Annotated in this window: 18 protein-coding genes; 17 read left to right on the top strand and 1 reads right to left on the bottom strand. The window is 45.5% G+C overall.

The annotated features are described in order from the left end of the window. Window positions 1-3: 3 nt before the first annotated feature. From EV146_RS10710 to pyrE, 17 genes are all read left to right on the top strand, one after another. A complete protein-coding gene (locus EV146_RS10710) occupies window positions 4-264 on the top strand; it encodes a YggT family protein (protein WP_121609330.1) in 261 nt (86 codons plus the stop codon). A gap of 76 nt (window positions 265-340) precedes the next feature. Continuing rightward, complete coding sequence (locus EV146_RS10705; protein WP_132005702.1) at window positions 341-1,114, top strand: YlmH family RNA-binding protein; 774 nt, start codon at window positions 341-343, stop codon at window positions 1,112-1,114. Between the two features lie 88 nt (window positions 1,115-1,202). Next, window positions 1,203-1,724, top strand: a complete 522-nt coding sequence (locus EV146_RS10700) for a DivIVA domain-containing protein (protein ID WP_121609329.1) — start codon at window positions 1,203-1,205, stop codon at window positions 1,722-1,724. Between the two features lie 418 nt (window positions 1,725-2,142). Continuing rightward, a complete protein-coding gene (gene ileS / locus EV146_RS10695; RefSeq protein ID WP_132005699.1) occupies window positions 2,143-4,908 on the top strand; it encodes an isoleucine--tRNA ligase in 2,766 nt (921 codons plus the stop codon). Window positions 4,909-5,102: 194 nt separating this feature from the next. Further along, complete coding sequence (locus EV146_RS10690; RefSeq protein WP_121609327.1) at window positions 5,103-5,387, top strand: hypothetical protein; 285 nt, start codon at window positions 5,103-5,105, stop codon at window positions 5,385-5,387. A gap of 88 nt (window positions 5,388-5,475) precedes the next feature. Beyond that, on the top strand, window positions 5,476-5,964 hold the full coding sequence (gene lspA / locus EV146_RS10685) for a signal peptidase II (RefSeq protein WP_132005696.1): 489 nt from the start codon (window positions 5,476-5,478) through the stop codon (window positions 5,962-5,964). Next, window positions 5,939-6,850, top strand: coding sequence for an RluA family pseudouridine synthase (locus EV146_RS10680; protein WP_132005694.1), 912 nt, complete (start codon window positions 5,939-5,941; stop codon window positions 6,848-6,850). Before lspA ends, EV146_RS10680 begins: the two co-directional genes overlap by 26 nt. Window positions 6,851-7,028: 178 nt before the next feature. Then, window positions 7,029-7,571, top strand: coding sequence for a bifunctional pyr operon transcriptional regulator/uracil phosphoribosyltransferase PyrR (gene pyrR / locus EV146_RS10675; RefSeq protein ID WP_132005691.1), 543 nt, complete (start codon window positions 7,029-7,031; stop codon window positions 7,569-7,571). 176 nt (window positions 7,572-7,747) lie between these two features. Continuing rightward, on the top strand, window positions 7,748-9,046 hold the full coding sequence (locus EV146_RS10670) for a solute carrier family 23 protein (protein WP_132005688.1): 1,299 nt from the start codon (window positions 7,748-7,750) through the stop codon (window positions 9,044-9,046). A 224-nt stretch (window positions 9,047-9,270) separates the two neighbouring features. After that, window positions 9,271-10,152, top strand: coding sequence for an aspartate carbamoyltransferase catalytic subunit (locus EV146_RS10665; protein ID WP_241993894.1), 882 nt, complete (start codon window positions 9,271-9,273; stop codon window positions 10,150-10,152). Then, window positions 10,115-11,401 carry a dihydroorotase gene (locus EV146_RS10660; protein ID WP_132005682.1) on the top strand — a complete coding sequence of 429 codons (1,287 nt, stop codon included), beginning with the start codon at window positions 10,115-10,117 and terminating at the stop codon, window positions 11,399-11,401. The genes EV146_RS10665 and EV146_RS10660 overlap by 38 nt, the downstream gene beginning before the upstream one ends. Beyond that, window positions 11,398-12,495: a carbamoyl phosphate synthase small subunit gene (locus EV146_RS10655; protein WP_132005679.1), complete on the top strand. Its 1,098-nt coding sequence runs from the start codon at window positions 11,398-11,400 to the stop codon at window positions 12,493-12,495. The genes EV146_RS10660 and EV146_RS10655 overlap by 4 nt, the downstream gene beginning before the upstream one ends. Continuing rightward, entirely contained in the window at window positions 12,482-15,694 is a 3,213-nt protein-coding gene (carB, locus tag EV146_RS10650; RefSeq protein ID WP_132005676.1) for a carbamoyl-phosphate synthase large subunit, read from the top strand. The genes EV146_RS10655 and carB overlap by 14 nt, the downstream gene beginning before the upstream one ends. Continuing rightward, window positions 15,688-16,464 (top strand): dihydroorotate dehydrogenase electron transfer subunit, encoded by a 777-nt coding sequence (locus EV146_RS10645; protein ID WP_132005673.1) that lies wholly within the window; start codon window positions 15,688-15,690, stop codon window positions 16,462-16,464. The genes carB and EV146_RS10645 overlap by 7 nt, the downstream gene beginning before the upstream one ends. After that, a complete protein-coding gene (locus EV146_RS10640) occupies window positions 16,461-17,402 on the top strand; it encodes a dihydroorotate dehydrogenase (protein WP_132005670.1) in 942 nt (313 codons plus the stop codon). Before EV146_RS10645 ends, EV146_RS10640 begins: the two co-directional genes overlap by 4 nt. Continuing rightward, complete coding sequence (gene pyrF / locus EV146_RS10635) at window positions 17,374-18,090, top strand: orotidine-5'-phosphate decarboxylase (protein ID WP_132005667.1); 717 nt, start codon at window positions 17,374-17,376, stop codon at window positions 18,088-18,090. The genes EV146_RS10640 and pyrF overlap by 29 nt, the downstream gene beginning before the upstream one ends. Then, window positions 18,087-18,719: an orotate phosphoribosyltransferase gene (pyrE, locus tag EV146_RS10630; protein WP_132005664.1), complete on the top strand. Its 633-nt coding sequence runs from the start codon at window positions 18,087-18,089 to the stop codon at window positions 18,717-18,719. The genes pyrF and pyrE overlap by 4 nt, the downstream gene beginning before the upstream one ends. A gap of 165 nt (window positions 18,720-18,884) precedes the next feature. On the opposite strand, the gene EV146_RS10625 is transcribed toward pyrE, so the two are convergent. After that, the gene (locus tag EV146_RS10625) at window positions 18,885-20,597 is read right to left on the bottom strand and encodes an Rqc2 family fibronectin-binding protein (protein ID WP_132005661.1); all 1,713 of its coding nucleotides are present in this window, start codon (window positions 20,595-20,597) and stop codon (window positions 18,885-18,887) included. Window positions 20,598-20,801: the final 204 nt, after the last annotated feature.

Raw genomic sequence — 20,801 nt, 5'->3', positions numbered from 1 at the left:
TTAATGGATTTTTTGCTTTCAATATTGCTTAATTTAATACAGCTTTACCAATGGGCGCTGATTATTTATATTTTCATGTCCTGGTTCCCTAATGCAAGGGAGACCGCAATCGGACAGTTTCTGGCACGAATTTGTGAACCGTATCTCGAGCCGTTCCGAAGGTTTATTCCATCACTTGGCATGATTGATATCTCGCCTATTGTTGCATTTTTAGTGCTGCGCTTTGCCAGCGGTGGATTGATTCAATTGTTTAATTGGATTTAACAAATAAAATAATGGACATTAGGGTCTTGTTCAAGGCCCTTTTTGTTTTATGAACATACTTAAGGAGCAATCATGCATGAATATTTATCAGCATTTTCGCCCGGAGGAACGGGATTTTATCGACCAGGCTATCGGCTGGAAGGAATATGTGGAACATTCGTATGCCCCGAAGCTGACAGATTTCCTCGATCCCAGGGAACAGCAGATTGTTAAAACGATCATTGGCAGCCATTCGGAGGTAAAGTGGAAATTATTCGGCGGGAATAACGGTGCGGAGCGTCAGCGTACCCTTATCTATCCTGAGTATTTGGAACCTGACACGGAAGATTTCCAAATTAGTTTATTCGAACTCGTTTATGCTAAAAAGTTTATCTCCATCGAGCACCGGCAGGTTTTGGGAAGCTTGATGTCTTTAGGTCTGAAACGGGGAAAGTTCGGTGATATCCTGTTAAAAGGGGATCAGGTACAATTTTACGCTGCAGCTGAAATAGCCGACTATGTCAGGATGAATCTCGAGAGTATAGGCAGAGCTGGAATCAGCCTCAAAGAAATTTCGCTTTTAGATGCTATTCAACCTGAAGAGGTTTGGAAAGAGCTTTCAGTAACAGCGTCCTCACTGAGGCTTGATACCATGATTTCTGCTCTGTATAATATCTCCCGGCAAAAATCGCAGCTCTATGTTCAACAGGGTGCAGTTAAAGTGAACTGGACAAAAATTGAAAATCCAGCCTTTGAATGCGGGGAAGGCGATATTATTTCAGTACGCGGCCTAGGGCGTTCGAAAATTGCGACAATCGAAGGAAAAACAAAAAAAGAAAAATGGCGGGTTATTGCCGGAAGACAAAAATAAAGATATAGTAGAAAATAGCAGGATTTTTAGTTTTCTTGTCGAATTATTCTTCTATACATACTAGTTAAACTTAATGGGAGGTGGCGTCATGCCTTTAACGCCGTTAGATATACACAACAAAGAATTTAGTAAAGGATTTCGTGGTTATGATGAGGACGAGGTCAATGAGTTCCTGGACCAGGTGATCAAAGATTATGAAATGCTCATACGTGAAAAAAAAGAGCTTGAAGAGAAGCTTAATGACATGAATTCCCGTCTTGGCCACTTCACCACTATTGAAGAAACTTTGAATAAATCGATCGTAATTGCACAGGAAGCGGGAGAAGAAGTTAAAAGAAACGCCCAGAAAGAAGCGAAGCTGATCATTAAAGAAGCGGAAAAGAATGCAGATCGCATCATCAACGAGTCATTGTCCAAGGCCCGTAAAATCGCACTGGAAATTGAAGAATTGAAAAAACAATCCAAAGTCTTCCGTAATCGGTTTAAAATGCTGGTTGCGGCGCAGCTTGACATGCTTGATAATGATGACTGGGATCACTTGCTTGAATACGAGCTTGATGCAACTGAACTAAAATCGGCTGCAAGAGAAGAAGAAGATTCATTGGCTTGACGCTGCCATGAATATTGGCATATAATTTCTTAAAAGTGCTATACATGATTGAAACGGTGACAGGGACAGTACGATTTTCTTTACACTTATGGAAAAGCGAGCCGGGGATGGTGGGAGCCCGGGATAAGTGGAAAATCCGAAGATCACCCTGTAGTTCCCAACTGAACATTCCGCATGGGATAATTAAGTGCAGGCGAATCATTCACGTTAAGAATGCTAAAGCGGACTATTCCTGCAAGTGCAGAAATGTCCAATTAGGGTGGTACCACGGGAAAAAACCTTCTCGTCCCTTTCTGGGATGAGAAGGTTTTTTTATTTATTTAGGCTCTTGTTAAAAGGTATCGTGTTTAACAGAGGTTTTATGAAATAACACTTCAGATCATGTCTAGTTGCAAGTTAACTGTAGGAGGAAAAAAGAATGGATTTCAAAGATACATTGCTGATGCCGAAAACGGATTTTCCAATGCGCGGGAATCTTCCTAAGCGGGAACCGGATATCCAGGCGAAGTGGGAAGAAACGAATATTTATGAAAAAGTACAGAAGAGGACCGAGGGACGGCCACACTTTATTCTGCACGATGGACCTCCATATGCAAATGGAGACATTCATATCGGGCATGCCTTAAATAAAATCCTCAAGGATTTCATTGTCCGCTATAAATCCATGACAGGCTACTCCTCTCCATACGTTCCTGGATGGGATACTCATGGACTTCCTATTGAACAGGCTTTAACAAATAAAGGCGTTAAGCGGAAAGAAATGACCGTCGCTGAATTCCGCAAGCTGTGTGAAGAATATGCTTACGGCCAGATTGAAAGCCAGAGAACCCAATTTAAGCGTCTTGGAGTACGTGGAGACTGGGAAAACCCATATATCACATTGAAGCCTGCGTATGAAGCGCAGCAAATTAAAGTGTTTGGAGATATGGCCAAGAAGGGCTATATCTATAAAGGGCTAAAGCCGGTTTACTGGTCCCCTTCCAGCGAATCAGCACTGGCTGAAGCTGAAATTGAATATCAAGATAAGCGTTCCGCTTCGATTTATGTAGGCTTCAAGGTGAAGAACGGCCAGGGAGTCCTGTCAGATGATATTGAGATTGTTATCTGGACAACAACTCCTTGGACTATTCCGGCGAACCTTGGTATTTCTGTCCATCCTGAATTAACATATGTCGTTGTTGAAGAAAGCGGAAAGAAATACCTTGTTGCGGAGGCACTGCTAGAGAGTGTTGCGGCTGAAATTGGCTGGGAAGATCCAAAGGCAGTTCAAAAAGTGGAAGGAAAAGAACTTGAAAATATCGTGGCAGAGCACCCGCTTTACGGCCGTGATTCCCTTGTCATGCTAGGTGAACATGTTACAACCGATGCAGGAACAGGCTGTGTCCATACGGCACCAGGCCACGGGGAAGACGACTTTTATGTTGGTCAAAAATACGGCCTCGGAGTGCTGAATCCTGTAGATGATAAAGGGTATATGACGGCAGAAGCTGAAGGTTTCGAAGGCCTGTTCTATGATGAAGCCAACAAACCGATTACAGAGAAGCTCCAGGAAAAAGGCGCCTTATTAAAGCTATCTTTTATCACGCACTCCTATCCGCATGACTGGAGAACAAAGAAGCCTGTTATCTTCAGGGCAACAGCACAATGGTTTGCTTCAATTAAAGATTTCAGGACTGACCTTCTTCAGGCGATTAATGATACAAAATTTGTTCCGGCGTGGGGAGAAACGAGACTTTATAATATGGTCCGCGACCGCGGAGACTGGTGTATTTCAAGACAGCGTGCATGGGGTGTGCCAATCCCGGTGTTTTATGCTGAAAATGGAGATCCGATCATCACAGACGAAACCATTGACCATGTATCAAATCTATTTAGGGAAAATGGGTCTAATATCTGGTTTGAACGGGAAGCCAAGGATTTATTGCCTGAAGGATTTACACATGCAGGCAGTCCAAATGGACAATTTACGAAAGAAACCGATATTATGGATGTTTGGTTTGATTCCGGTTCATCTCATCAGGCTGTTCTTGAAGAGCGGGATGACCTTGAGCGTCCGGCAGACCTTTACCTTGAAGGATCTGACCAGTACCGCGGCTGGTTCAACTCTTCGTTGTCCACTTCTGTGGCCGTTACAGGGAAAGCACCGTATAAAGGAGTACTAAGCCACGGATTCGTCCTCGATGGCGACGGCCGAAAAATGAGTAAATCACTTGGGAATGTAGTAGTTCCTGCAAAAGTGATGAACCAGCTTGGGGCTGATATCCTGCGTCTGTGGGTAGCATCTGTAGACTATCAGGCAGATGTCCGCGTATCGGATGCGATTTTAAAGCAGGTTGCCGAGGTTTACCGTAAAATCCGCAACACCTTCAGGTTCCTGCTTGGAAATCTTTCTGATTTTAATCCTGCAACTGATGCTGTCCCATTTGAGGAACTTCGCGAAGTTGATCAATTTATGCTCGTTAAGCTGAACAAGCTGACTAAGCATGTCCGCGATTCCTATGAAAAATATGAATTCGCAGGTGTCTACCATGCAGTCAATAATTTCTGTACACTGGATCTGAGTGCGTTCTACCTTGATTTTGCGAAGGATATCCTGTATATCGAGGGAGTCAATCATCCTGACCGCCGTGCCATTCAGACTGTTCTGCATGAGAGCCTTCTATCGCTTGTTAAACTGGTTGCTCCAATTCTTTCCCATACGGCTGATGAGGTCTGGTCATTTATCCCGTCTGTGACTGAAGAAAGTGTCCAGCTGACTGATTTGCCGGAAGCGAAGGAAATTCCTAATGAGAAAGAGCTCGAAGATAAGTGGAATGCATTCTTAAACCTGCGCGATGATGTCTTAAAAGCATTGGAAGAAGCACGTAATGAAAAGGTAATTGGAAAGTCCCTGGCTGCGAAAGTTTCTCTTTATGTAAACGGCAGGACAAAGGAACTTCTGGATTCGATTGAAGAAAATCTGGGCCAGCTCTTTATTGTCTCTGGCTTTGAAATTGCCGGATCCTACGAAGAAGCTCCTGAAAATGCGGTTAAGCTTGAACATGCTGCTATCGTGGTAACAAAGGCTGAAGGCGAAACTTGCGAACGCTGCTGGGTTGTCACTCCAGAGGTGGGAAAAGTGGAAGAATTCCCAACTGTTTGCCCGAGATGTGCCAGTGTATTAAAAGAACATTATTCCAATTAAGAGTGATCTTCCAAGTTGCTCCAATTGAATTAAATAAAACGAAGTAATTGTATGACTCCGGCTTGGTGCCGGGGTCATTTTTTTTTAAATATTTCCTTCTCCGACAATTCCTGTACTGCTTGTCAAAAGTTTAAGCGTGTTGAAGGGAAACTACAGGCAATAATAGCTTTAAACAGGAACGGAGGCAGCGATATATGAAGAAATATCACTTTATCTATGAAGAGCTCCGTCGAACCAAAGAAGAACTGTTAAGCTGCATAGAGAATGCGGAGCACAATAGTACCATTCTGTTGTATATTAAAGCGGAGCTGGATGATGTAGAAAGAGCCCTGTCGAAAATTGAATCAGGCCAGTTTGGAAAATGTGAAATGTCCGGAGAATTGATTCCGGATGGCTTGCTCGGGATGGTGCCTACCGCCCGGACGGAAGAGGATTTCAGGCAAATGGGGTTCTTCCTGCGCAAACCGCTCTATTCTTAAACGGAAAATGCAGAATCACTGTCGTTTTCCAAAACATTATGCTAAAATGCAAAAGTAATGATTTCCAGCCGATATGGAGGTTGCTTTTGTGTTTTATTACATAATTGCCTTATTTATTATTCTGCTTGATCAGCTTACTAAATGGCTGATTGTAAAAAACATGGAACTTGGTGAAAGTATCCAGATCATTGAGAACTTCCTGTATATAACTTCCCATCGGAATCGTGGCGCAGCATGGGGAATTTTAGAGGGACAAATGTGGTTTTTTTATATTATTACTTCTATAGTGGTGGTTGCCCTGGTTTATTACATTCAGAAAGAAGCGAAGGGCAAACGGCTATTGGGTACTTCTCTTGCATTTATGCTTGGAGGGGCAATCGGCAATTTTATCGACAGGATTTTTCGAGGCGAAGTTGTTGATTTTATTAACACCTATATTTTTGGTTATGATTTCCCGATTTTTAACATTGCGGACTCTGCACTTGTGATTGGTGTTGGGATATTAATGCTGCAAATGCTAAGGGAAGAGAGAGAGGCGAAAAAGAAGGCATATGGAGAAAATAATACGAAAAATTGACGAAAGTCTGGCCGGCGAGCGGATCGACAAGGCGATTTCTTCCATGAATGGGGAATGGTCCCGAAGCCTTGTCCAGCAATGGTTAAAAGATGGACAGGTCCTTGTTAATGGAAAGGCCGTAAAGGCTAATTATAAATGCAGCTTGAACGATGAGATTGAGATAGAGATTCCAGAACCAGAGGAGCTTGATGTCGTCCCAGAAGATATGGACCTGGAAATTTTTTATGAAGACAGTGATGTTCTGGTGGTCAATAAACCAAAAGGGATGGTTGTACATCCGGCACCTGGCCATATGTCAGGAACGCTAGTCAACGGCTTGATGGCTCACTGCAAAGATCTTTCAGGCATCAATGGTGTTCTTCGTCCGGGGATCGTCCACCGAATCGACAAGGATACTTCGGGGCTTTTAATGGTTGCTAAAAATGATTTAGCCCATGAAAGCCTTGTGAATCAGCTGGTGGCTAAAACTGTAACCCGGAAATATAAGGCGATCGTCCATGGAACCATTCCGCATGATTACGGGACCATTGAAGCGCCGCTTGGTCGTGATCAGAAGGATCGCCAGAGCATGGCTGTAGTGGATAATGGAAAACATGCAGTAACCCATTTTAATGTACTTGAGCGCTTTAAAGATTTTACATTTATTGAATGCCAGCTTGAAACAGGCAGAACCCATCAAATCCGTGTCCATATGAAATACATCGGCTATCCGCTGGCAGGGGATCCAAAGTACGGACCGCGGAAAACGCTTGACATTGGAGGTCAGGCGCTTCACGCAGGCGTGCTTGGATTCGAGCACCCACGGACAGGGCAATACCTTGAGTTTGAAGCTCCTCTGCCTGCATATTTTGAGCAGCTTCTGGAGGACCTTGAAAATAATCATTGACTTTTCCACTTGGATGACATACGATTACTATAGTTAAATAAGACCTTTAAGACAGTCCCGTGAGGCTGGGAAGGTGACGGAAAACGGCAGCAGGCACACTTTAAGCCTGTTTAAATGTAGAATTCCTCTACCCTCTCACCCAAACGGTGAGAGGGTTTTTATTTTAAGGAGAATAACAATGACGGAAAAAGCGACAGTTTTAGATGAACAAGCAATTCGCCGGGCATTGACAAGAATTGCCCACGAAATCATAGAACGAAACAAGGGGATAGAGGATTGTGTCCTTGTTGGCATCAGGACCCGGGGCATCTATATTGCCAACCGCCTGGCAGAACGAATTGAGCAGATTGAAGGAAATGCCATTGAAGTGGGTGAACTTGATATCACCCTTTACCGGGATGATCTTTCTGTTAAAACTTCGAATCAGGAGCCGCAGGTGAATGGATCAGACATTCCCGTAAGGATTGCCAATAAGAAGGTTATCCTGGTTGACGATGTTCTGTATACAGGAAGGACCGTACGTGCGGCAATGGACGCGTTGATAGACATTGGGCGCCCGGCAGCCATACAGCTTGCGGTGCTTGTGGACAGGGGGCACAGGGAGCTTCCCATCCGGGCAGACTTTGTCGGCAAGAACATCCCAACGTCAAGTGCCGAACAGATAGTGGTTGAACTTGCAGAGGTTGACCAGCAAGATCGTGTCTCCATTTATGAAAAATAAATATTGCCCTTTTTAAAACAGTCCAGAGAGGCTGAAAAGGGGGGACGTACAGAAGAATGCTCCTGTGCAGACATTCGTGCCCTCTTTGTGTATAGACAAAGAGGTTTTTTTGTAAAATAAGATAGTTTACCATTTCATTCCTTTACACTTTAATGCAACAGGGGGAGCTAACAACAATGAATAAAATCATATTAGATGTAAAAGACGTCCCATCTCCCGTTCAATGGGTCACACTTAGCCTGCAGCACTTATTTGCCATGTTTGGCTCAACTATTCTAGTCCCTTACCTTGTCGGGCTGAGTCCTGCAATAGCGCTGATATCAAGCGGACTTGGAACCATTGCATTTCTTCTTATCACAAAATGGCAGGTTCCTGCCTATCTCGGTTCATCGTTCGCATTTATCGCTCCAGTCATAGCGGCCAAGGCCAGTGGAGGCCCGGCCGGTGCGATGATAGGCACCTTCCTGGCAGGCCTTGTTTACGGGATAGTAGCACTGGTAATCAAAAAGGCAGGCTACCGCTGGATTATGAAGCTTCTTCCTCCCATTGTAACTGGGCCAGTGATTATAGTAATCGGGCTGGCTCTTGCCGGCACAGCCGTCAGCATGGCAATGAACAACCCGGCAGGGGAATATAGCATCCTTCACTTTTCAGCTGCCCTTGTCACGCTTGCTGCAACCATAATTTGCTCTATATACGCCAGAGGAATGTTAAGCATGGTTCCAATCCTGATCGGGATTGTTGTTGGATACCTTTACTCCCTGGCCGTCGGGATTGTAGATTTCAGTCCTGTAAAAGAAGCAAACTGGTTTGAAATGCCGGACTTTATCATCCCGTTTGTAGATTATGAAATAAATGTAACGCTCGATCTCGCTCTGCTGATGGTTCCTGTGGCAGTCGTCACGCTCTCCGAACATATCGGCCATCAGCTTGTGTTAAGCAAAGTAGTCGGCAGGGATTACATCAAGGAACCTGGTCTCCATCGCTCCATTCTTGGAGATGGAACAGCCACAATCATTTCGGCTCTCATCGGCGGACCTCCCAAAACTACTTACGGGGAAAACATCGGTGTCCTGGCCATCACCCGAGTGTACAGTGTATATGTCCTGTTCGGGGCAGCGGTGGCAGCAACCCTGTTTGGATTTATCGGAAAAATAACAGCCCTTATCGGGACGATTCCTACTCCGGTTATGGGCGGGGTATCCATCCTCCTCTTCGGAATAATTGCATCTTCTGGCTTGAGGATGCTGGTTGATAGCAAAATCGATTTTGGGGATAACCGAAACCTGGTTATTGCTTCTGTAATCCTGGTTCTTGGGATTGGCGGGGCCTATATCCAAGTATCCGATCAATTCCAAATACAGGGAATGGCTCTTGCGGCAATCATCGGAATAATCCTGAATCTCATCCTTCCAGGCAATAAAGAAGGAGCCGAAGAAATGTTTGATAAAGAAGATAAAAATAGCATAGCGTAATCACCTTTTAATACTGGTCCAGAGAGGCTTGAAAGGGTGTAGATGTGTTTTTCGCAACAGTTTTGCACTGTCCGGATTCCACATCGCGGGGGAGCACCCCTGTTAAGCACCCTGATACCCTCAGGGTGCTTTTTTTACGGAAATAAAAGGAGGCGGACACATTGAAAAAAGATTTGCTGACAACAACTGAACTTTCGACAGGCGAAATAGCCAGGATCCTGGATATGGCTCAAAGTTTTGCTGAAGGAAAAGAATGGCGCCCAAAAGGGCTGAGGTTTGTGGCCAATCTGTTCTATGAACCAAGTACCAGAACAAAATCCAGCTTTGAAGTAGCAGAACGTAAACTTGGCCTTGAGGTCATCCCGTTTGAGGTCCAGACATCAAGCGTCCAGAAAGGGGAAACCCTTTACGATACGATCAAAACACTGGAGTCCATTGGAGCTGATGCGGTTGTTATCCGCCACAGCATCGACAACTATTTTGAAGAGCTGAAGGGAAGGCTGAAAATCCCGGTGATCAATGCGGGTGACGGGTGCGGCCACCATCCTACACAATCACTGCTCGACCTGCTGACCATACGTCAGGAATTTGGAGGTTTTCAGGGCTTAAAGGTGGCTATCGTTGGTGATATAGCCCACAGCAGGGTAGCGAGATCCAACGCGGATGCATTAACCCGGCTTGGTGCAGAAGTCGTGTTCTCCGGACCGCCTGAATGGTTCGATCAGGACGCCCACTCAAAAGGATACCGATTCGTAAACATTGATGAGGCGGTTTCGAGTTCAGACGTAGTGATGCTATTGCGCATTCAGCACGAGCGTCACGGGGGGAATGAAAATGTCTATTTGGACAGCTACCACCGGCATTTTGGACTTACTGCCGCCCGGGAAAGAACAATGAAAAAGGGAAGCATCATTATGCATCCGGCACCAGTCAACCGCGGCGTGGAAATCGACGATGCGCTGGTAGAATGCAGCCGTTCACGCATTTTTAAACAAATGCAGAATGGAGTTTTTGTCCGGATGGCAGTTTTACAAAGAGCTTTAGAAAATAAAGAAGGGGGAAATAAATATGTCATTGCTAATCAAAAATGGCCGGTTGCTTACTGAAACAGGGGAAATTAGCCAAATTGAAATTTATATAGAAAATGGAACAGTTTTAGAAATTGGAAATGAACTGAACAGGGCAGCAGCGGAGACCATTGATGCAGCAGGGATGCTGATCGCCCCGGGCCTGGTTGATCTGCACGTCCATCTTCGTGAACCGGGCGGAGAGAAAAAAGAAACAATCGAAACAGGTACGAAGGCAGCAGCCAGGGGCGGTTTTACAACAGTAGCCGCGATGCCAAATACACGACCAGTGCCGGATTCAGCAGAGCAGCTTAATAAACTTCAGGAAAGAATCGCCGAAACGGCTGCAGTGAGGGTTTTGCCATATGCTTCAATAACTGTAAGAGAATTAGGCAAGGATTTGACAGACTTTGAAGCCCTAAAGGAAGCCGGAGCTTTTGCATTTACAGATGACGGTGTCGGGATTCAGGCTGCAGGGATGATGCTTGAAGCAATGAAACAGGCGGCTAAGGTCGACATGGCCATTGTTGCTCATTGTGAGGACAATACTCTTATAAATAAAGGATCGCTTCATGAAGGGAAAAAGTCTGCCGAACTAGGTATCAACGGAATTCCTTCAGTATGTGAAGCTGTACATATTGCGAGGGATGTCCTGCTTGCCGAACAGGCAGGGTGCCACTACCATGTTTGCCATATCAGCACGAAAGAATCTGTCCGTGCCGTACGCGATGCAAAGCGCCATGGAATTAGAGTCACAGCAGAGGTCACTCCGCACCATTTATTATTGAATGAAGATGATATTCCAGGGCATGACACAAATTATAAGATGAACCCGCCATTAAGGGCCAGGGAAGATCAGCAGGCTTTGATTGAAGGACTGCTGGATGGCACTATTGATTTCATTGCCACAGACCATGCTCCTCATACGAGCGAGGAAAAAGCCGAAGGGCTGGAGCTGGCACCATTTGGGATTGTCGGCCTGGAGACAGCTTTTCCGCTGTTGTATACAGGTCTGGTCGAAAAAGGAGTCATCACCCTGAAACAGCTGATTGACTTTTTGACCATCAAGCCGGCAGAAGCCTTCTCCCTTCCATATGGAAGACTGGAGGAAGGTTCACCAGCTGATCTAGTATTGATTGACATAACTCACGAAGAAAAAATTGACCCTTCCAAGTTCTTGTCAAAAGGGAAAAACACGCCATTTGCTGGCTGGAGCTGCAAAGGCTGGCCTGTACTGACAATTGCTGAAGGAAAAATAGTTTGGAGCAAAGGGAGTGTAACAGCATGAAAAGGCTGCTGATTTTAGAAGATGGAACAGTTTTTGCCGGTGAGGCTTTTGGGAGCAATTCAGCCATTATTGGAGAGGTGGTCTTTAACACAGGAATGACTGGATACCAGGAAATCCTTTCGGATCCATCGTATTGCGGACAGATTGTGACATTGACTTATCCATTGGTGGGCAACTACGGAATCAATCGCGATGACTTTGAATCTATTAATCCAGCAATTGCAGCGTTTGTTGTAAAAGAAGCAGCGGATTTCCCTTCCAACTGGAGAAGCGAAATGTCCCTTGATGAATATTTGAAAATGAAAAATATCCCGGGGATTTCAGGAATAGACACTAGAAAATTGACTAAAATAATCCGCCATTACGGAACGCTGAAGGGGGCAATTTGCAGCGCAGAAGAGAAAGTGGAGGAAGTAATCGAAAAGCTTCGTGCTTCCAAGCTACGGAACGACCAGGTCAAACAGGTATCCACAAGAAGGCCGTTTCCAAGCCCAGGGAGAGGGAGCAGGATCGTGCTTGTCGATTTTGGAATGAAGCACGGTATTCTCAGAGAATTGAATGATAGGAACTGTGATGTGATCGTGGTCCCTTATAACTCCACAGCACAGGAAATTTTAAGCCTTAGCCCAGATGGAGTGATGCTCTCAAACGGACCTGGGGACCCAAAGGATGTCCCTGAAGCGATTGAAATGATTAAAGGGATTCTTGGCAAGGTGCCATTGTTCGGAATCTGTCTGGGACACCAGCTGTTTGCACTGGCTTGCGGAGCAGACACAGCCAAGATGAAATTTGGCCACAGAGGATCCAATCATCCGGTTAAGGATTTAAAGACTGGGAAAGTAGCCTTAACATCACAGAATCATGGTTATACGGTAGAAGAAGACTCCATCTCAGGAACAGACCTTGAAATTACCCACATTGCCCTGAATGACGGGACAGTCGAAGGGCTTGCACACAAGAGTGCACCTGCCTTCACGGTGCAGTACCATCCAGAGGCGTCACCAGGACCTGAAGATGCCAATGGTTTGTTCGAACAGTTTTTAAGTTTAGTAGAGACAGAAAAACAGGAGGGTACAGTTTATGCCAAAGCGTAAAGACGTCAAAAGTATTCTAGTCATCGGGTCCGGCCCAATCATCATCGGCCAGGCCGCAGAGTTTGATTATGCAGGAACACAGGCATGCATTGCCCTCCGTGAAGAAGGCTATAAAGTAATCCTAGTCAATTCCAATCCGGCAACCATCATGACGGATACAGAAATCGCCGATGTTGTTTATATAGAACCGATCACGCTTGAGTTCGTCAGCAGGATTATCCGCAAAGAGAGACCGGATGCCATCCTTCCAACCCTGGGAGGCCAAACAGGCCTTAATATGGCAGTAGAGCTTGCCAAGGCAGGGATATTGGAAGAATGCGGTGTTGAAATCCTTGGTACAAAATTAGATGCTATCGAGAAAGCAGAGGACAGGGAGCTTTTTAGAAACCTGATGAATGAATTGGGTCAGCCGGTTCCGGAGAGTGAAATCATCCATAACCTTGCAGAAGCCTATCAATTTGTTGAGCAAGTAGGATACCCTGTCATCGTCCGTCCTGCCTACACCCTTGGAGGAACAGGCGGAGGAATCTGCAGCAATGAACAAGAATTGATTGAGATTGTTACAAGCGGTTTGAAATACAGTCCTGTAACACAATGTCTGCTGGAGAAGAGCATTGCAGGATTTAAAGAGATTGAATATGAAGTAATGCGCGATTCAAATGACAACGCGATCGTTGTATGTAATATGGAAAATTTTGACCCGGTTGGAATCCATACTGGAGATTCGATTGTCGTTGCTCCAAGCCAGACCTTAAGTGACAGGGAATACCAGCTTCTGAGAAATGCCTCGTTAAAAATTATCAGGGCATTAAAAATTGAAGGAGGCTGCAACGTGCAGCTAGCTTTGGACCCGAACAGCTTCAACTATTATGTTATTGAGGTAAATCCAAGGGTCAGCCGGTCATCAGCTCTTGCATCAAAGGCAACAGGCTATCCGATCGCCAAGCTTGCAGCAAAGATTGCGGTCGGGCTGACGCTTGATGAAATGATGAATCCTGTTACCGGACGCACTTATGCTTGTTTTGAACCAGCCCTTGATTATATTGTGACGAAAATCCCGCGCTGGCCGTTTGATAAATTTGAATCAGGTAACAGGACTCTGGGCACACAGATGAAAGCCACAGGAGAGGTAATGGCGATTGGCCGCACCTTTGAGGAATCGCTTTTAAAAGCAGTCCGTTCACTTGAAGCAGGTGTATATCATCTGGAATTAAAAGACAGTGCGGAATTCAACGATGCTTTAATCGAGAAAAGAATTAGAAAAGCAGGGGATGAGAGGCTCTTTTATATCGGGGAAGCTCTTAGAAGAGGGGTCAGCATCCATACCATACATGAATGGAGCAAAATCGATCTGTTCTTCCTTCATAAGCTTGATAAGCTGATCAGGTATGAGGATGACCTTAAAATGAAACCTTTTGATGAAGAAGCAGGAAAGAAAGCCAAGACGCTGGGGATTGCAGATTCCATTCTTGCAGCGCTGTGGAATACAAGCGAAACAGAGGTATACAAATGGCGCCTGGAGGCAGGAATTGTTCCAGTTTATAAAATGGTGGATACCTGCGCAGCGGAATTTGAATCAGAGACACCTTATTTTTACAGCAGCTATGAGGATGAAAACGAATCTGTCCGAACAGACCGGGACAGCGTCGTTGTTCTTGGATCCGGCCCAATCAGGATCGGGCAAGGGGTCGAATTTGATTATGCAACCGTTCATTGCGTCAAGGCAATAAAAGAGGCAGGATACGAAGCAATCATCATCAATAATAATCCCGAGACGGTTTCTACAGACTTCAGTATTTCTGACAAACTATATTTTGAGCCTTTGACTGTCGAAGATGTAATGAGCGTGATCAACTTGGAAAAACCTGTTGGTGTTGTAGTCCAGTTTGGAGGGCAAACCGCTATCAATCTTGCAGCAGGGCTTGCTGCAAAAGGCGTGCGCATCCTGGGAACATCGCTTGAGGATGTGGACCGGGCAGAAAACCGCGATAAATTTGAACAGGCTATGACAGAGCTGAATATCCCTCAGCCGACAGGAAGCACAGCAATGTCGGTCTCCGAGGCCTCTGCAATTGCAAAAGAAATTGGTTACCCGGTATTGGTAAGACCGTCTTATGTTCTTGGCGGAAGGGCAATGGAAATTGTTTATAAAGAGGAAGAATTACTCCACTATATGGAAAATGCTGTGAAGGTGAATCCGGAACATCCTGTGCTGATTGATCGTTACTTAACTGGGAAAGAAATCGAGGTAGATGCAATCTGCGACGGTGAAACAGTTGTGATCCCAGGAATTATGGAACACATTGAGCGCGCTGGTGTCCACTCCGGAGATTCCATTGCGGTATATCCTCCTCAAAGCCTGAGTGTGGATATAAAGGAAAAGCTAGTCTCTTATACGGAAAGGCTGGCAAGAGGGTTAAATATTATTGGACTGCTTAATATTCAGTTTGTTGTCTCAAAGGGTGAGGTGTTTGTGCTTGAAGTGAATCCGCGCTCAAGCCGTACAGTGCCTTTCCTGAGCAAGATTACCCATGTGCCGATGGCGAAAATTGCAACAAAGGCGATACTCGGGCAATCAATCGCATCCCAAGGCTACAGTTCCGGCCTTGTTCCTGAACAAGAAGAAGTCTATGTAAAAGTTCCGGTATTCTCTTTTGAAAAACTAAGAAGAGTAGATATCACGCTTGGACCGGAGATGAAGTCAACTGGAGAAGTAATGGGCAAGGACATCACTTTGGAAAAGGCGCTTTATAAAGGCATGGTTGCAGCGGGAATGAAATTTAAGACGTTTGGAACAGTCCTGATGACAGTAGCTGACAAGGATAAAGAGGAAGCCCTTCACCTGGCAAAGCGCTTTGTCGAGATTGGATACCAGCTATTCGCTACAAGTGGTACGGCCAGCTATCTTCAGAATGCCGGGGTTAAAGTAAAAACAGTTGGAAAAATTGGTTCAGAAGGACCTGATTTGATTGATGTCATCCGCGGCGGGCAGGCTCAGCTTGTTGTCAATACGCTGACCAGAGGAAAACAGCCAGAGCGTGACGGCTTCAAAATCCGCCGGGAATCGGTTGAAAATGGAGTGCCATGCCTGACTTCCCTTGATACTGCTGAAGCCATCCTGAGAGTCATTGAATCCATGACATTCTCTGCAGGGTCCATCCAGCCAGCATCAAGCAAAGAGGGTGCCGGGGTATGTTAAAAGAGCATTGTTCAGTGGTCAGCCATACTTGTATTGCCGATTCTGTATATGAACTGGTACTGGAAGGCGAAATGACTAAACAAATGCAACAGCCCGGACAATTTGTCCATGTAAAAGTTTCGGATGGACTCGATCCAGTGCTTAGAAGGCCGATTTCAATTGCTAATATCAACCAGGAAAAGAGCCAGTTTACGCTTATATACAGAAAGCAGGGGAGGGGAACCTCCCTTCTTGCTGAAAAGAAACCCGGGGACCAGGTCGATATCCTTGGTCCGCTTGGCAATGGTTTCCCTGTCGCAGAAGCAGGGAAAGGGAATCTCGCTGTACTGGTTGGCGGCGGCATAGGAGTTCCTCCGCTGTACGAACTGGCAAAGCAGCTGGTCAGCAAGGGAGTAACAGTGATCAATATTCTCGGATTCCAGACACAGGGATCTGTTTTCTATGAAAGCAAGTTTGCGGAGTTAGGCCAGACCTATGTAGCAACTGTCGATGGGACACACGGGACAGAAGGCTTTGTCACGAGCGTACTGAATAACGAAAAGTTTCATGCGGACATTGTCTATTCATGCGGGCCTACTCCCATGTTGAGAGCAGTAGAAGAAGGGGAGTTTGCAAAAAAAGTTTACCTGTCACTGGAAGAGCGGATGGGCTGCGGAATAGGGGCCTGCTTTGCATGCGTCTGCCATTTGAAAGATGATCCTGAAGGCTATTCCTATAAAAAAGTATGCAGCGATGGACCGGTATTCCGCGCTGGGGAGGTGGCAATATGAGTATGTTGAATATAGACCTGCCAGGTTTGTCATTAAAAAATCCCGTCATGCCAGCTTCTGGGTGTTTCGGCTTTGGAAAGGAATTCAGCAATCTGTTTAACCTCGACATTTTAGGTGCAATTATGGTGAAGGCAACAACACCTGAGCCAAGGTTCGGAAATCCGACTCCCAGGGTGGCAGAAACACCAGGAGGGATGCTGAATGCCATCGGACTGCAAAATCCGGGACTGAAAAAGGTCCTTTCCGAAGAGCTGCCCTGGCTTAAACGGTTTGATGTACCCATCATTGCAAATGTAGCGGGATCGACAGAAGAGGACTATGTGCAAGTTGCCAAAGAAATCTCCCATGCTCCCAATGTTCATGCGCTGGAGCTGAATATTTCCTGCCCGAACGTCAAGACCGGCGGCATTGCTTTCGGTACCGATCCTGAGATGGCGAAAAGCCTTACTCAAAAGGTAAAAGCAGTTTCGAGTGTGCCCGTATATGTCAAGCTTTCTCCAAATGTCACGGATATTGTGAGCATAGCGAAAGCAGTGGAGGCCGGCGGGGCCGACGGTCTGACGATGATTAACACTCTTTTAGGGATGAGGCTTGACCTTCAGACTGCCAAACCGATATTGGCCAACCGGACAGGAGGATTGTCAGGTGCAGCTGTAAAGCCTGTTGCCCTAAGGATGATTTATGAGGTAAGCCAGCAGGTTTCCATTCCAATCATCGGGATGGGCGGAATTCAATCGGCGGAGGATGTGATTGAATTTTTCTACGCAGGGGCCAGTGCTGTTGCTGTCGGAACTCAAAACTTTGTGGACCCTTTTGTATGCCCATCGATTATTGAAGAACTCCCGGCACTTTTAGCAAAGCTCGGTTATAGCCATATTTCTGAATGTACAGGAAGGAGCTGGAAGAAAGTTGAACAATTCGCTCATCATCGCGCTTGATTTTCCAGATAAAAGGACGGTTGTTGATTTTCTGAAACCCTTTGAAGAAGAAAAGCTGTTCGTAAAAGTTGGAATGGAATTGTTCTATGCGGAAGGGCCGGGAATTGTCCAGTATCTGAAAGAACAAGGCCATGAAGTCTTTCTTGATTTGAAGCTCCATGATATTCCAAATACCGTTCAAAGCGCCATGAAGAGCCTGGCCAGGCTTGGAGCCGATATGGTGAATGTTCATGCAGCCGGGGGACGGGAAATGATGGAAGCTGCTCTTGAAGGGCTGGAAATCGGTACAGCTGCCGGAAGCAGCCGCCCGCTCTGCATTGCTGTCACTCAATTAACGAGTACATCAAAGGCACAGATGAAAAGTGACCAGCTGATTTCGGTTCCTCTTCAGGAATCCGTCCTGCATTATGCAAAAAGGGCTCAGCAATCAGGACTTGATGGGGTTGTATGTTCAGCCCAGGAAGTGAGCCTGATTCGTTCAGGATTAGGAGCAGGCTTTCTGACTGTAACACCAGGCATTCGCCCGTCCGGGAACCAGGAAGGTGACCAGAAAAGGGTAGCCACTCCGCGATTTGCAAAAGAAGCAGGGGGATCTGCCATTGTAGTCGGGCGCCCGGTAACAAGATCTGCTGCTCCGCTGGAAAGCTATTATACGATAAAAAATGAATGGGAAGGTGTATTGCAGTGAAAAAAGAAATTGCCTCAAGATTACTAGAAATTGAAGCCGTCAGTTTAAGGCCCAATAATCCTTTTACATGGTCTTCCGGTCTTCAATCACCGATTTATTGTGATAACCGCCTTACCCTGTCTTATCCGGAGGTCCGGAGAGAAATTGCCAATGGTTTAAAGGAATTGATTTTAGAGCACTTTCCTGATGCTGAATCTGTTGCCGGGACGGCAACTGCGGGAATCCCGCATGCAGCCTGGGTGAGTGAATTGCTATCTTTGCCAATGTGCTATGTCCGGTCGAAAGCAAAAGGGCATGGGAAAGGGAACCAGATTGAGGGAAAAGTAGCGCCCGGTCAAAAGGTTGTTGTGGTAGAGGATTTGATTTCCACAGGCGGAAGTGTCATCAATGCGGTTGAAGCATTAAGAGAAGCGGGCTGCGAGGTTCTTGGTGCAGTCGCCATTTTTACATATGAGCTTGATAAAGGCAGAGATCTTCTTGACCAAGGGGGAGTAGAGGTGTATTCATTGACTGATTTCACGACGCTTGCTGAAGCAGCGAGCGAAAGAGGGGATATTGCCAATGAAGACCTGGAAACGCTGGCACAGTGGCGCAAAGACCCTGCACAATGGGGAGCGGTAAAAAGGTAACACAGAGAAATCTAATAAAAAAACAGATTAATTTGCTTAAGGCTGCAGCCGGGTAATTGGGCCCCTAGTATAATATAAAATTCTATTAAAAATAGGGGTTCGGAATGTTATCTTTCCGAACCCCTTTTGTCTACAAATTGAAGCAGCAGATTGATGCCTTTTTGATCAGCTTTCTTTTAGAGCGAGGACCATTTCTTCATCTGGGGTCACATATACCGTCTGCTGGTGATCATAGATGACAAAGCCAGGTTTAGCTCCTGCAGGCTTTTTGACATGGCGCACCTTTGTAAAATCGACAGGGACAGAACCAGAGTTCCGTGCCTTGCTGAAATAGGCAGCAAGATTGGCTGCTTCCAGTATTGTGCTTTCAGCAGGCTCCTTGCTGCGGATGACCACATGGGAGCCGGGAATATCTTTTGTATGAAGCCAGATATCATCCCGTGCTGCGGCCTTGTTGGTCAAGTAGTCATTCTGCTTATTATTCTTTCCAACGAGAATTTCTGTTCCGTCTGTCGCATAGTAGCGTTCGAGAGTGACTTTGGAAGCCTGCTGCTTTTTGTTTCCCCTTTTTTGTCTCTGGCGGATGTAGCCCCCTTCGGTTAATTCTTCCCTGATTTCCTCGATATCTCTTGGAGAGGCTGCTTCTAGCTGCTGCTGAAGACCATCAAAGTAGGCTGCTTCCAATTTTGCGTTTTCAATCTGCTCTTCAACGATTTTCAACGCATTTTTTGCTTTTTGGTATCGGGTAAAATATTTTTGGGCGTTCTCTGAAGGAGTTTTTCTTGGGTCAAGAGGAATGGAAATGCTTCCTCCATCTTCATCATAATAGTTTAAAACCGTAATTTCCTTCATCCCTTTTTCAGCTGCATACAGATTTGCGGTCAATAGTTCTCCGAAAAGCTGATATTTGTCTGCATTTTTTGCCTCTGTCAGAGTTGCCTGCAGCTTCTTGATCTTTTTCTCATTTTTTTCCCTCTCGTTCACTATGAATCGTTCAAGGTCATTTGCCTGCTGCTTGACCCGGTCACGTTCGGCTTTTCCAAAATAAAAACGGTCGAGAAGGCTGCCAGTGGACTCAAAGGATTTTACCTCACCTTTCAAGTGTTCCAGGGGCAGTAAATAAAAGTACTCCTTCCCTTTTGAAATCGTTATGGCCGGCTGGTACCGGTGTTCCTTTAAGGTATTAATAACAGACAGAAAAGCCTTTGGAAGAGTGGTCCGATTGGCGAGACCTGCCTTATGCACGATTTCTTTTGCAGCGATTGGAGACAGACCGGCAAAGCTCGCAACAAGCTGCTTATCAAGATTGCCGGCATTGAAGTCAATCCTCTTTAAAATGTCCTCCTCATCAGCCTCAAAAGGATTCATTTTATCCTGGACCGGCGGCATGATGTATTCCTGCCCTGGCTGAATGGCCCTGTGTGTATTAACAGCAAAGGATACATGCTTAATGCTGTCAAGAATCATATTACGTCCTTTTTCAACAAGAACAATATTGCTGTGGCGCCCCATGATTTCAACGATCAGCTGCTTGTAGCTAAGATCACCAATTTCATTTCTTCCTTTTACTTCAAAAATGATCATTCGGTCGAGACCTGCCTGGTGAATATCCTCAATAATATAACCCTCAAGATGTTTGCGCAGCAGCATGCAGAACATTGGCGGTTCACTTGGATTATCATATTGATCGGTCGTCAGCTGCACCCGTCCATAGCTGGGATGGGCTGAAAGCAATACTTTATGGTTGACCCCGCCTGCACGTACAACCATTAGAATTTCATTTTTATAGGGCTGGTGGATTTTATTGATTCGTCCGCCTTTAAGCAGAGTGGAAAGTTCGTTTGTAACGGCTCTTGTAAATAAACCATCAAATGACATGGGCAAAACATCCTTTTCAAAAAATAAAATGGGTAATGAGTTCAAATGCACCTTTCAATCAGATTCCTCTGGCGGATCCATTCTTAAGGGCTTTCCGGAACTTTTTAATGATTTTGCTTCTCTTTAGTTTAGCATTTTTTTGGACAGGGCTGAATAAGCTTTCACTAGAGTAATTATGACTTACTGTTAATCCGCGAAGGGGGA

The organism is Mesobacillus foraminis (genome assembly GCF_004340465.1).
Classification (GTDB): domain Bacteria; phylum Bacillota; class Bacilli; order Bacillales; family Cytobacillaceae; genus Mesobacillus_B; species Mesobacillus_B foraminis.
The sequence above is the reverse complement of the archived record's forward strand: the minus strand, read 5'-3'. Positions and strand labels throughout refer to the sequence as shown.